Below are 12550 nucleotides of genomic sequence, written 5' to 3' on the forward strand. Positions count from 1 at the left end.
GGACGATCCGGGGTGCATGATGCCGCTTTCGGCGACAGGGAGCGATCATGACGCAGGACAGGTGGTGGGAGGCCTATGACGACAACGGGGATCCGCTTCCCCGGGCGGACGGCATAGACGCCGCAGGGGCGGAAGCGCTGATCCGCTATGCCTTTGCCGACGTCGCCTTTCCCGGACACTGGACCCTTTCGGCCGGCGGGCCCGTCACCGACGAGCCGCGCCGGGTGGCCGAGGTCTTCGCCGACAAGACCGACTGGCGCACGCTCGACAGCGCCTTTCTCGACCGTGCACCGGACGGCCAGGGTTCCGCCCTCTCCTTTCTTTCGGATGCCGCCTGGCGCTTCTACCTCCCAGCCTTCCTGATCGCCGACCTGCGCGGGGAGCTTTCCCACGCGCTGCCGCTTTACAACATCGTCGACGGGCTCACCGACGAGAATCGGGAGCGGCGGATCAATCCCCGCCTCTACGGCGAGCGCACCTGGGGCGACAATGCCCGCCACCGCCTGTCCATGCTGGATGACGCCCAGGTCCGCGCGGTCAGCGCCTATCTGGAGGTGAAGGCCCGCGCCAGCGCTTTCGACGCGCGACTCATCGCCGAGGCGCGGGCGGCGTGGTTCGACGCGCGCCTTGCCCGGGCCACATGAACGCCTCCTGAACGCCGCGTTCAAGACCCGATCAGCGGCGGTTCGCTAAGCCTTTCCCATCGAAACGCTTTTCACGGCAACCCTTAAGAGGTCCGACCATGCTTCGCCTGATCCCTTCCGTTTCCGCCCTTCCCCGCCTGCGACGCGTTGCCATTGGCGCGGCCTGCGCGCTCGTCGCGCTGACCTCGCTGTCATCCGTCGCCTTCACCCGCGAGGTTTACCTCCAGTCGGCGCAAAACGGTCTCTACGTCACCGAGGTCGGCGGCGTTCTGGCCGCCGCCACCCCCGACGTGAGGCGTGCGGTGCGGCTCGATACGGTGAAGCTGCAGCGCGGCCGGGTCGCCTTCCGCGATCCCCGCAGCGGTCGCTTCCTGCGCGCCGGTGTCGGCGAGAAGACGCTTCTGTCGGTTGCAAGCCCGCATATCCGGGGCTGGGAAACCTTCGAGCAGATCCGGTTGCGCGGCGACAAGATCGCGCTGCGCTCGGTCCAGAACGGCAAGTACGTGCGGGTCAACCAGGGCCGCAAGGCCCGTCTCGCGGCCCGTGCCGAACGTCCGGGCGCGGCCACGGAGTTCCGCATCCTGCCGGCGCGGGTGAACACGCCTCCCTCCGGCGGGCGCCCCGGGTCCCACCAGGGCGGACAGCAGCGGCCCGGCGGCATCGACGCCGCCGACATCGCCGGACAGTACCGCATCACCCATGTGGCCGCCGACAACGGCTATCTGGTGCGCCTTGGCCGCGATCTCGCCCGTCAGGCCAGCTTCTCGCTCGACCGCTCGGGCCGCGTCAGCGCCACGGTCGGCTGCAACAGGCTTTCCAGCCAGCTGGCGATCCGCGACAGCCGGGTGAACCAGCGCGGCCCCGGCATGAGCACCAAGATGTTCTGCCGGGTGCGGGCCCAGCAGGTGGCGGAGGCGAATGTCCTGACCGCTCTCTCCAACGCCAACCGGGTCGAACGGCGGGGCAACACGGTGACCTTCACCGGGCGTGGCGGGCGCCCCCTTCTCACCCTGACGCGCCGCTGAAACAGCTGAACGGCAAAAGGGGCGGTGCATGGCACCGCCCCTTTTCTGTTGCGTCTGTTCCTGTTGCCTGTCGGTCCGGCTGCCCCGGCTCAGGCCGCGCTGACGCGCTGCACGAACTGCGAGACCTGGTCCCGCATCCGCGCGGCCTGCGCCGCGACGTCGCCGGAAGCGGTCAGCACCTTGCCGGCCGCCTCGCCCGTATCGGCGGCAACCCGCGTCATGTCGGAAATGTTCGTCGCCACCTCGCCCGTGCTGGACGAGGCCCGCGCCACGGCGGTGGCGATCTCGCGGGTCGAGGCGGTCTGCTGCTCAACGGCGGAGGAGATCGAGGACGAGGACTCGTCGATGTGCCGGATGGTCTCGGAAATTCCGCCGATCACCTCCACGGCGCGCTCGGTGGAGTTCTGGATGGCCGCGACCTTGTCGGAGATGTCGGCCGTCGCGCGCGCGGTCTGGTCCGCAAGCTGCTTCACCTCGGCGGCAACGACGGCGAACCCCTTGCCGGCCTCGCCGGCGCGCGCCGCCTCGATGGTGGCGTTGAGCGCAAGAAGGTTTGTCTGGGCCGCAAGACCGGAGATCAGTTCCACGACCCCGCCGATGGACGCGGCAAAGTTGCTCAGGTCCGACACGATGCCGGCGGTGGTCTCCGCCTCGCGCACGGCGCCCTTGGAAAGATCGGCGGACTGGTGCACCTGCCGGCCGATCTCCGAGATCGACTGGCTGAGTTCCTCGGAGGCGCTGGACACGGAGGTCACGTTGTCGCTCGCCTCTTCGGCGGCATTCGCGGCCGCTTCCGAACGGCTGGAGGTGAGCGTCGCGGAATCGGTGAGCTGGCGCGCGGTGTTCTCCAGTTCGCCGGCGGCCCCCGACAGCGCCCCGGTCAGGTCTTCCATCTGGCTGTTGAACTCGGCGCTGATGCGCGCCAGTTCGCTCGCGCGCTCCCTGGTGGCCTCGGCGGCGATGGTCGCCTCGTGCACATCGACCAGGGAGCCGCAGGCGCGAACCGCCTTGCCGGCGGCATCGTGAACGACGCCGCCCGTGGCCCGGAACCAGCGGTAGGCACCGTCGGCACACTTCAGGCGGTAGGTGACGTCATAGAACGACTTCTGGCCGGGCTTCTTCTTCAGCGCCTCGCCGAAGGCGGCGAAGGTCGATGCCACATCGTCCGGATGGAGCTTGTCCGACCAGCTCTGGCACTTGTTGGGGAAGTCCGCTTCGGAGGTATAGCCCACCAGGCGGCGGAACTCGTTCGTCCAGGTCCACTGGCTTCGCGGGTGGAGCGCATCTTCATCGACGAGAACGGCGTCCCACAGACCGACACCGCAGAAATTTCCCAAAACCTCGATGAGCTCGTCGCTCCTGGACTTCATGCGCTTGAACATAACGTCTTCCCTGTTTCCGCTGACGCGGTCGCCACAAGCCAGCCCGCTCTTCTCCCGGAACACACCAACCCGGAGCCCCGCGTTCGATCGCGCAAGAAATTTTACGAGCAGGTCAACGCCAAAAGGAGGCCAGATACTAGGCGAATTTTACAGGGATTTATGAACATAGACTTACGAGGTTCCGAAGCGTTCAGGTCACGAAAACTGCGTATACTCCCGCGTCAGGCGCATACCTGCAGTTGCGGAACGAAGGAAAAGGTCGCGCTGCGGATAGGCCAAGGGCGGCGCATGGCGCCGCCCTCACGGTTCACGAACGATCCGCCAGCCAGGTTGGCAGCCGGGTCAGGCCGCACGCACCTCGCCAAGGAAGCCTTCGACCAGCCGCCGCATGGTTTCCGCCTGGGCGGTAAGCTGCTCGGCCGCGCCGACGACCGAGGTCGCCGCCTGATCCGTCTCGCCGGCAGCCGCCGACACGCGGATGATCGACCGGCTCACATCCGCCGTCCCCTGGGACGCCTGGTCCACGTTGGTCGAGATCTCGGACGTGGCCGCCGTCTGCTCCTCCACCGAAGAGGCGATTGCCGACGAAACCGCGTTCATCTCCTCCACGATCCTGGAGATGGACTGGATTCCGCCGACCGCTTCCCGGGTCTCGTTCTGGATCGCGGAGATCTTGGTCGAGATTTCCTCGGTCGCCTTGGAGGTCTGGCTGGCGAGTTCCTTCACCTCGGCCGCCACGACCGCGAAGCCCTTGCCGGCCTCGCCGGCACGCGCCGCCTCGATGGTGGCGTTGAGCGCCAGCAGGTTCGTCTGCTCCGCAATGCTGGAGATCAGAGCGATGACCTCGCCGATATCCTCGGCCACGCTCGCCAGACCCGAGATCTGGGTGTTGGTGCGCGAGGCCTCGGTGGCGGCACTGCCCGCGATGGTCGCCGAATGGGTAACCTGCGAGCTGACCTCCTGAAGCGAGGCCGCAAGCTCCTCGGTGGCCGCCGCGACGGTCTGCACGTTCGCGGACGCCTGCTCTGAGGCGGTTGCGACCGTGGTCGACTGATGGTTGGTGTCGCGGGCGGTCTCGGTCAGCATCGTCGCCGTGGACTGCAGGTTCTGCGCGGCGGACGACACCTCGGACAGGGAACGCTGCACGTCCGTCTCGAACTCCTTGAGGGCGGCCGCGACACGCGTGTTGCGCGCCTCTCGCCTGGAGGTTTCCGCCTTCTGTTCAGCCTCCAGCCGCTGACGCTCCACGACACCGTCACGGAAGCCCGCCACGGAGCGGGCCACGTCGCCGATCTCGTCCTTGCGCTCCGCCTCGGCAAAGGCAACCGAGGTGTTTCCCTCCGCCAGTTCCTCGGCGTCGGCCACAAGGCGCGCGAGCGGCCCGGTAATCCCCCGCGCGATCAGGAAGCCGCAAAGGGCTGCAAGGACAAGCGCAACCACCGACGCCCCGATGGACCCCAGGATGGTTTTGGACATGGCCGCGACCGTCGCCTTGCTCAACTCCCTGGCATCGTCGCCGGCGCTGTTCTTCATCTCCCCCGCTTCATCGACGATCGTCAGCCCGTTCCCGATGAGCTTCTCGTCGCGCAGGACGTTGCGCTCACCGATGATATCGCGCACGCGCCGGGCATTCCCGATGTAGGTCGTGGCAAGGGGTCCGATCTCACCGATGAGCTTTTTGAGGTTCGGGTCCTCGATTTCCTCGCGCAGCTCACCGACCTTTGCCTCGAAGCGGCTCAGGTTCGCCTCGACCTCCGCGAAGTCCGCGGCCTGGTTGTCACTGAGGAACTTCATCATGCGAAGGCGCCCCAGCAGCAGGAACTCCTGCGCCTGAGCCGCATTGTTGGCGACCTGGTAGGCACCGTCGGCGGTGGCCTTGCGGTTGACCTCGGTCAGGATCTTGCGCACATCCGACCCGATGACATAGAGCGAGTCCTTCACCAACGCATCCCGCTCCTTGTAGAGACCAACCACATCGGCAAGCGCGCCGGAGAAGACCCCCGCGCCGGCCTCGATGACCTCGCGATTGGCAACCCTTGCAGGGTTTTCGATCTCGCGCCTTGCAATGCCGAGATCCTCATCCACCTGGCCAAGCCAGCGCTGTGCCTCGGCAACCTGGGACGGGTCCCGCGAGGCAAGATAGAGATTGGTCGCCGCCATCGCCTTGGCCATGTCGGCGTTGATTTCAGCGGCGAGCTGCGCGTCGCCGTTCATTTCGGCGAGTTCGTTCAGCGCCTTCGACGACGACATGAACCCGGCAACCGAGAAAGCTCCAAGCAGCGCGGTCAGCGCGGCAACAGCGGCGAAACCCGCCCAAATTCGCATCCGTACGTTCATTGAGATCACTCCACACCCAAAAGGACCTCTACGGAAGCTGACCTTCGCCGGTTAATGCGGACTGAATCTATACATGATCTATTCTTTATTTCATCGATGATACGCAGTCAGACCTACTGTAAATAACAACTATAATAGTAATTCCTGACAATATATCCCTTCACAGAATGCAGAAAATATCAGTCCTCGGCGAGATCCCAGAAGATCCGCGCCTCACGGTCCTCGATCTCCACCACCCAGATGTCGGGATCCATGCGCGCTTCGGAGGCGAGGCGCGCCTGGATGGCCTCGCGCTCGACGCGCTCGAGCAGTCGCTCGAAAAGACGCGTACCGGCGTTGTCGTCGTCGAAGGCGCTCTGCGGGGCGGGGCCGAAAAGGTCGAGGGTGCCGTCGAGCCGGTCGAGAACGATATAGATCGCTCCCGCCTGTTCCGAGCCCTTCGACACGACGGCCGCGAAGGCGTTTTCGCCGAAACAGCGGCGCACGAGCGCGGCCACCCAGAATTCCGATGTGAGACGCATGGATCGCTCCCTCTCCCGCCCGGCCAGACACTGGCGCGCGGCACCTTGAGGAGACGCGTCAGCGGCGCAGGGCGCGGTCGATTTCCTGCAACACGGTGTCGGAAATTTCGCCGGTAATGGCAAGGCCGCGATCGAGCTCGAAGCGACGGACCGCATTGGCGGTCTGTTCGCCCATCAGTCCGTCCACGTCGATGGGGCCGTAGCCGAGGTCCCTGAGGCCCGCCTGGATGGCGCGAACGCGCGCGCGGTCCACGGATGATCCGCCGACGTCGGCAGGCGGCACCGGGATGCCCGTTTCGCGCGCGATCAGATCGCCGATGCCGGCGCTTGACGTGTTTCGCGCGGGCGTCGGCGCGCTCGTGGGCGGACGCGGTGCCGTGGCCGGAGCCGGAACGCCGGCGGTCGCGCGAGGCGTGACAGAACCCGTATCGGGCGACACGGGAGAGGGAGGCGGCACCGGCACGCCGTAAAGCGCTCCGCCCCGGTCCATGGCGAGACGGCCAAGCAGCTTCTCGTCGACGACGCCGGTCTCGGCGAGGCCCCGCGCGCGCTCCCACGCCCTGACGGCGCGTTCCGTCGCCGGACCGGTCAGCCCGTCGAGGGAGCCTTCGTACATGCCGAGGCGGCGCAGTTCGACCTGCGCGTCGAGCACCAGCTTCTGCCGACGAAGGGCGGCCGGATCCGGCCGTTCCTCCGTGGTTCCGGCCGGACCGCCAGCGTCCTGACGCGTCTCCATCAGCGGCGCCGGATGCGGCGTTGTCTGGAAAAAGGTTGCGTTCGCCACGATCAGCGAGGCCGTCAGCGCCATCACCAGAGAGCCGCCGGCGGCAACGGGGTTGTCCAGCGCGGCCGCGCCGAGACCGCCCGACCCGTGCTCCGGCTCGGGTGGCGCGGCCTTGCGGCTCTTGCCGGTGGCGCGCTGGCCGCGCGCCGGTGGGGCCGAGGATCGATTGCGGCTCATGACACTCGCCTCCTCACGCGCTCAGCCGGGCCGGCGCGCGGGTTGCCTCCGGCTTGCGGGCGAAGGGGCGGGCCGCGAGACCGGCCGCACGCGCATCCTCCGCCACCGTCGCCGCGACTTCCGCGAGCTTCGCGGCGGGACCCGGTTCGCGGATCGGTTCGGCGGTCGCGCCGGCACCGGCCTGCCCTGTATCACGCGCGGCCATGGCACGACGCGGCAGGCGCACGCTCACACAGGCGCCCTCGCCCGGCCGGCTCTCGATCTCGACCCGGCCGCCATGAAGTTCGGCCAGCCCCTTGACCACCGACAGGCCGATGCCGGCGCCCTCGCGCGGCGGATCGACCGGCAGACGGACGAAGGGAAGCAGGATGCGCTCCCGGTCGCGATCGGCGATACCGATCCCGGTATCATGCACGCCGAAGACGACGCCGCTTCCTTCCTTGCGCGCGAAGACCACCGCACGGCCGCCAGAGGGCGTGAACTTCAGCGCGTTCGACATGAGGTTGAGCGCGATCTGCCGGCAGGCGCGCGGGTCGGCGCTGATCTCGCCGATGCCCAGCGGCAGGTCGGCGGTCAGCGTCACACCGAGGCGCGCGGCCTCCGGCTCCATCATGCGACGGCAGCTTTCCAGGCAGGTGCGCAGGTCGAAGGCTTCCGGCGCGATGCTCATCGCTCCGCCCTCGAGGCGCGCCATGTCGAGCATGTCGTCGACGAGTGTCAGCAGGTGTCGGCCCGACTGGTGGATCAATGTGGCGTAGTCGCCGACCCGCCGCGCGTCGAGGCTGCGCTCGGGCAGGCCGCGCATCAGGTCGGAGAAGCCGAGAATCGCGTTGAGCGGCGTGCGCAATTCGTGGTTCACCGTGGCCAGGAACCGGCTGCGCGCGGCCAGAGCCTCCGCGGCGGTGCTTTCCGCCTCGGCACGCGCGGTTTCCTGCGCCTTGCGCGCATCGATGCCGGCAAGGGTCGCGACCAGCATGTCGGAGCGGGCCGGATGCGGCGCGACCGCGAGACACGCCCAGGCATAGGCGGCGCGGCCAGCCTCTCCGGGGCGCGTGCCGCCGGTACGCAGTCGAAGATCGAGACGCTCGCAGCGCGCGCCGGCCAGAGCGTCGGACACGGCCTTGAGGTAGGCGGGCCGGTCGCCCACGTGCAGGCGCTCGAAGAGCCCGTCACCGACGAGGTCGGCGGCGCCGACGCCCTCCAGCCCCGGAAGGGCCTCGGGCGACAGCGATTCGACACGGCCGCCCGCGCGCAACACCGCGACCGCCTCGCCGCCGAGACGGGCGACCAGGGAGGTCCGCGCCTCGGCCGCCTCGACGCGGCCCTGATCCTCGGAAAACGCCTCGAGCACCCGCGCGGCCAGAAGCGTCGCATAGACGAGGGCCGCGACCAGCGCGATGGCGTGCAGCGTCAGGCCCGTGTCCGCGAAGCCGGCGTCCGCCGGAAGGCTGCCGGTCAGGGTAAGGCCGGCGAGGCCCGCGACCAGCGCCACGGAGATACCCAGCAGAGCGATGAGCGCACGACGCGAGCGCGACAGCACCGCCTCCAGCGGCACCAGCGCCAGAAACGGAAGCGCCGGCGAGGCAAGCCCGCCGGTCATCACCGCAAGGCCCGCGATGAAGAGAGCGAAGAGCGTGGCGGAAACCGTCTGGGCGCGTTCGAGCGCGCCCGTGCGCGACACATACATGGCGACCGGCAGATGCGCGGTCAGCCATGCGAAGGCCAGCGTCACCGCCGGTGTCGTCGCCCCGTTGAAGGCAAGCGTCAGCGGCAGGAGCGCAAGCGCGAGCCCGCCGAGCGCCAGATGGCGCAGAATGAACCTGCGGTGGAGGCGGCGCGCGCCCGCGTCGCCGGCCACCTGCGGGTGCACCAGGCTCTCGAGAAATCCCCTGAGCGCCGTTCCTTCTCGCGGGTGATCCGGTTTCATGTCGATCCTGCCGGCGCGCTCGCGCCCGATACGAAATTTCATGGCCGCGATGGTCCCAAGAACGGCTTAAGGAAGCGTGAAACGCGTCGCCGCGCCCTGCCGGACCACGGGCGGGGACAACTGATTTTCCACGCGATTTCCAGACGTTCACAGCGGCGAAGGCAAATGCGCGGCGGGATCGCTAAAATTTGAATCAATTCTTCGAAAAATTTGCCTCGAACTTGTCGAAAACTCGAACGCGAGACGCAACCGCACATTCGAACACGGGTGCTAGGGTGCCCTCATAACGATGTCCGGCGACCTTGCCAGATCAGGGCGACCGGCCACGGATGACAGGTTCAAAAGGGCAGAAAACATGTCGTTTCTTCTCAAATCCGCGTTCTGGATCGGGCTGGTTCTCCTGCTCCTTCCGATCGACACCGGCCCCGAGAGCGCCGACGCGCCGGGCCTCAATCCGGTCCGCGCCTTCTTCGCGGCGCAGTCCACGATCAGTGACATCGGCGGCTTTTGCGACCGCAATCCCGACACCTGCGAGACCGGCGGCCAGGCCATCGCGCGCATCGGCGCCAAGGCCAAGGTCAGCGCGCGGCTGATCTATGAGTACCTGGACGAGGAGGAGGCCGCCGCCAATTCCGATTCGGGCCTCGTGACCGGCGGCACCGACACGCTCAAGGCCGAGGACCTGATTCCCGGCTGGACCCTGCCCCAGCACGAGGGCGAAGCTCGCGCGCCCCGGGTGGCGGATGCTGCTCCGGCCAATGCCGCCCCGGTTCCGCTCCCCCCGCGCGAGGGCGACGTGGCCGTCCTGCCGCGCCCCAAGCCGCGCGGCGGCGACCGTCCGGCCTGATCCGGGCGAACACAGACAGCTTTCCGGCGCCTCGCACCAACGTTCAAAGCGCCACACTCAGCGGGACCTCCCGCCCCCGCGGCCGCTACTGCCCTTGCGTGCCGCGGGGTCTTTCTTTTCGTGCCCCGCAAGGGCAACGCGGTTTGCCAGCCCCCGGTCCGGATCTGTATAAGGGGGCTTCCATTCACGCGACGAAACGGCCCGAGATGATCCCTCCCCTTTCCGAGATCCTGGACAATTTCGACTTCCTGGAGGACTGGGACGACCGCTACCGCTACGTGATCGAGCTTGGCCGGATGCTGCCGGAGTTTCCCGAGGCCGAACGCACCGACGAAAACAAGGTGCGCGGCTGCGCTTCTCAGGTCTGGCTGACCCGCAGCCTGGAAGATGGAGCGGACGGCAAGCCGGTGCTCGTCTACCAGGGCGACAGCGATGCCCATATCGTCAAGGGGCTGGTCGCCATCGTGCTCGCCACCTACTCGGGCCGTCCGGCCGAGGAGATCGTCGAGACGGATATCGACGAGATCTTCGCGCGGATCGGCTTGAAGGAGCACCTCTCACCGCAGCGAGCCAACGGCCTCAAGTCGATGGTGGAGCGCATTCGCGGCGACGCCCGCGCGGTGCAGGCAGCCGCCTGAGACGAACCCCTCACCCGGGTCGTTCGGCATAGCCGTAGTGGCGCGCAAGGCGGGTCAGCGCCAGCGACAGGATGAGCTTGGCCGAGCGCGCCGGCCAGCGGTGCCCGCGCTCCACCTCCTCAAGTCCCTTCAGATCGCAGCACACGTCGACCAGAACGGGAAAGAGTTCCGGCCCGACGGCGCTGCGTGCACGCTCGACCCTGGCGCGCGCGTCGACGGTCGCATCGTGCAGATCCGCCATGCCGCCGGCGCCTCCATGCCCCTGCCCGCCCCCAACGCCGCTTTCCAGAACGCTCCACGCGGGGCTGGCAAGCGCGGGTCCGATGCCCGCGCGCGCATGATCGGCGCGCAGGCGTTCACCGGCCGCGAACTGGGCCTCGTCGATCATCGGCGCCCCGCCGCGTCCGCGTCGCCGCCGCAACCAGGCAAGCGGACTTTCGCTGTCATCCACCTCGACGACACGGATCCTGCCACCCTCCTCCGGGATCCGCCTGCTGCCCCGGAGCTGATGCTGGCGACGAAAGGCATCCTCATCGCCGCCGGCGCGAGCCCGGCGCAGCCGGGCGATACCGGCGCGCGCGAGCGTGACCGTCTCCCCGCGCCGGTCCACGAGACCAAGGTGGACGGCCGTGTCCACCAGCGACGCGTCAAGCACGAGCCCGCCCGACCGGGTTTCGGACCTGAGCGTGAGCGTGCCACCCGACGGGTCGCCGGTCTCCGCGATGCGCCAGTCCCGTGCCCCCGCAAGACGCGCCAGCACCCGCTCGATGGCACGCGGCGAGACCGCATCCCCCGCCGGCCCAACACTCTCCCGCGCCCTCATGCCCCGCTCCTTGCGCCCGGAAGCAAGGCCCGGGCGCTGCGGATGGCGGCCTCCAGCGCCCCGATGAAACCGTCGAAAGCCGGATCGTCACGCCTGTCCTCCACCGTCCGGCAGGCATGTGCGACCGTCGTGCGGTCACGCCCGAAGCGCGACGCCACCTCGGTCAACGACTGGCGCAGCTCGACATGGTGGAGATACATGGCAACCTGACGCGCCAGCGCCACAGGCGCCGGCCCACGGCTTTCAAGCGCGATCTCCTCCGTAGACACGTCAAAGGCGGACATGACGCAGGCATTCACGATCGCATCCGCCCTCCCCTGCCTGGTGCCCCCTCTTCGCCCGTGTCCCTCCCCGCTCGCATTCACCGGCATGACGACAGACTGACCGATCATTCCCTTACCTCCGCAACAACACCCCTGAAGCAATCTTAGGTTTATTTTCCTATTCTTTTACGGGATTTTTGCAACCACGGGGATAAGTCCCGGGCGAGACGCATCGGCGCCATACGCCCGGCCCGCTTGTCCCCGCCCCGGCCGGCACGCCGAATACTGGACGGGTGCGCGAGGCATCCCGCCCGCGCCCTGCAGGGGACGCCACCGGCTATGTGCAAGAACATCGAACGCCCGGTTTCGCGGTTTTCCCGCCTACCGGCGTCTCTGTCGCGGCAAGAGGCCAGGACGCTCTATCTGCGGCTGCGCCGAAGACTGCGCCTTGCCGAGGCGAACGAGACATCCCCGCCAACCCTTTGCGGGGACAGGACACGGATCCGGGCGGCGCGATCCCGGGAAATCCGCTTCGGACGGGATGGGTCCTGGCTCTATGACACCAACCGGCTCATCGCCCTTCATCAGGCGGAAACCCTGCTGGACCGGGTGCTGGGCGCCGGGGAATGAGCGCTCCGCACGGTTGCGGTCCTCAAACGCGAAAGGCCGCCGCGATCCCTCGCGGCGGCCCTTGCATCTGGTCTCAAATCGACCGCCCGTCCAGGGACGGGCAGGATCTTACTTGCCGCGCTTGCGCTGCTGGCCAAGACCCATCTTCTTCGCAAGCTCCGAACGGGCCGCCGCGTAGTTCGGCGCGACCATCGGGTAGTCGCTCTGCAGGCCCCACTTCTCGCGGTACTCTTCCGGAGACATGTCGTAGTGGGTGCGCAGGTGACGCTTCAGCGACTTGAACTTCTTTCCGTCCTCGAGACAGATGATGTAGTCCGGCGTCACCGACTTCTTGATCGAAACGGCCGGGCGAAGGGGCTCCGGCTCCGGCTCGGCCGCCGCGCCGCTCGTGCGCTGCAGGGCGCCGTAAACCTCACTGATGAGGCCGGAAAGGTCGCTCGAGGCAACAGTGTTGTTGGACACATAGGCCGAAACGATATCGGCGGTCAGATCGATAAGATTGTCGTCAGCGACTGTCTCAGTCATTTGTTTCCCACCATTGGAGCCGAAACG

13 protein-coding genes are annotated in these 12550 nt (G+C 67.8%); 5 read left to right on the plus strand and 8 right to left on the minus strand.

Annotated features, from left to right (window positions below; all coding sequences use genetic code 11):
* Positions 1–47: 47 nt before the first annotated feature.
* Complete coding sequence (locus ACYX4S_RS11735; RefSeq protein ID WP_476360302.1) at positions 48–644, plus strand: DUF6714 family protein; 597 nt, start codon at positions 48–50, stop codon at positions 642–644.
* 98 nt (positions 645–742) lie between these two features.
* Complete coding sequence (locus tag ACYX4S_RS11740) at positions 743–1669, plus strand: META domain-containing protein (protein ID WP_476360303.1); 927 nt, start codon at positions 743–745, stop codon at positions 1667–1669.
* 89 nt (positions 1670–1758) lie between these two features.
* Here the strand turns inward: ACYX4S_RS11740 and ACYX4S_RS11745 are convergent, their stop codons facing one another.
* From ACYX4S_RS11745 to ACYX4S_RS11765, 5 genes are all read right to left on the minus strand, one after another.
* Complete coding sequence (locus ACYX4S_RS11745) at positions 1759–3051, minus strand: methyl-accepting chemotaxis protein (RefSeq protein WP_476360304.1); 1293 nt, start codon at positions 3049–3051, stop codon at positions 1759–1761.
* A gap of 342 nt (positions 3052–3393) precedes the next feature.
* Positions 3394–5376 carry a methyl-accepting chemotaxis protein gene (locus ACYX4S_RS11750; RefSeq protein ID WP_476360305.1) on the minus strand — a complete coding sequence of 661 codons (1983 nt, stop codon included), beginning with the start codon at positions 5374–5376 and terminating at the stop codon, positions 3394–3396.
* A gap of 191 nt (positions 5377–5567) precedes the next feature.
* Positions 5568–5909, minus strand: a complete 342-nt coding sequence (locus ACYX4S_RS11755; protein WP_476360306.1) for a DUF1491 family protein — start codon at positions 5907–5909, stop codon at positions 5568–5570.
* A 58-nt stretch (positions 5910–5967) separates the two neighbouring features.
* Positions 5968–6870 (minus strand): peptidoglycan-binding domain-containing protein, encoded by a 903-nt coding sequence (locus ACYX4S_RS11760; RefSeq protein ID WP_476360307.1) that lies wholly within the window; start codon positions 6868–6870, stop codon positions 5968–5970.
* Positions 6871–6883: 13 nt separating this feature from the next.
* Positions 6884–8839 (minus strand): sensor histidine kinase, encoded by a 1956-nt coding sequence (locus ACYX4S_RS11765; protein ID WP_476360308.1) that lies wholly within the window; start codon positions 8837–8839, stop codon positions 6884–6886.
* Positions 8840–9152: 313 nt separating this feature from the next.
* On the opposite strand from ACYX4S_RS11765, the gene ACYX4S_RS11770 reads away from it, so the two are divergent.
* Complete coding sequence (locus tag ACYX4S_RS11770) at positions 9153–9644, plus strand: DUF5330 domain-containing protein (RefSeq protein WP_476360309.1); 492 nt, start codon at positions 9153–9155, stop codon at positions 9642–9644.
* A 206-nt stretch (positions 9645–9850) separates the two neighbouring features.
* Positions 9851–10282, plus strand: a complete 432-nt coding sequence (locus tag ACYX4S_RS11775) for a SufE family protein (protein WP_293724306.1) — start codon at positions 9851–9853, stop codon at positions 10280–10282.
* Positions 10283–10292: 10 nt separating this feature from the next.
* Here ACYX4S_RS11775 and ACYX4S_RS11780 read toward each other — a convergent pair whose 3' ends face one another.
* Both ACYX4S_RS11780 and ACYX4S_RS11785 read right to left on the minus strand, forming a co-directional pair.
* Positions 10293–11105, minus strand: a complete 813-nt coding sequence (locus ACYX4S_RS11780) for a DUF6456 domain-containing protein (protein ID WP_476360310.1) — start codon at positions 11103–11105, stop codon at positions 10293–10295.
* The gene (locus tag ACYX4S_RS11785) at positions 11102–11497 is read right to left on the minus strand and encodes a helix-turn-helix domain-containing protein (RefSeq protein ID WP_476360311.1); all 396 of its coding nucleotides are present in this window, start codon (positions 11495–11497) and stop codon (positions 11102–11104) included. The genes ACYX4S_RS11780 and ACYX4S_RS11785 overlap by 4 nt, the downstream gene beginning before the upstream one ends.
* Positions 11498–11707: 210 nt before the next feature.
* Here ACYX4S_RS11785 and ACYX4S_RS11790 point away from each other — a divergent pair, with 210 nt between their 5' ends.
* Positions 11708–11998, plus strand: a complete 291-nt coding sequence (locus ACYX4S_RS11790) for a hypothetical protein (protein ID WP_476360312.1) — start codon at positions 11708–11710, stop codon at positions 11996–11998.
* Positions 11999–12106: 108 nt separating this feature from the next.
* On the opposite strand, the gene ACYX4S_RS11795 is transcribed toward ACYX4S_RS11790, so the two are convergent.
* Positions 12107–12523 (minus strand): Ros/MucR family transcriptional regulator, encoded by a 417-nt coding sequence (locus ACYX4S_RS11795; protein WP_293724314.1) that lies wholly within the window; start codon positions 12521–12523, stop codon positions 12107–12109.
* Between the last annotated feature and the right edge of the window lie 27 nt (positions 12524–12550).

It is taken from the genome of Stappia sp. ABD4_338 (assembly GCF_056312175.1).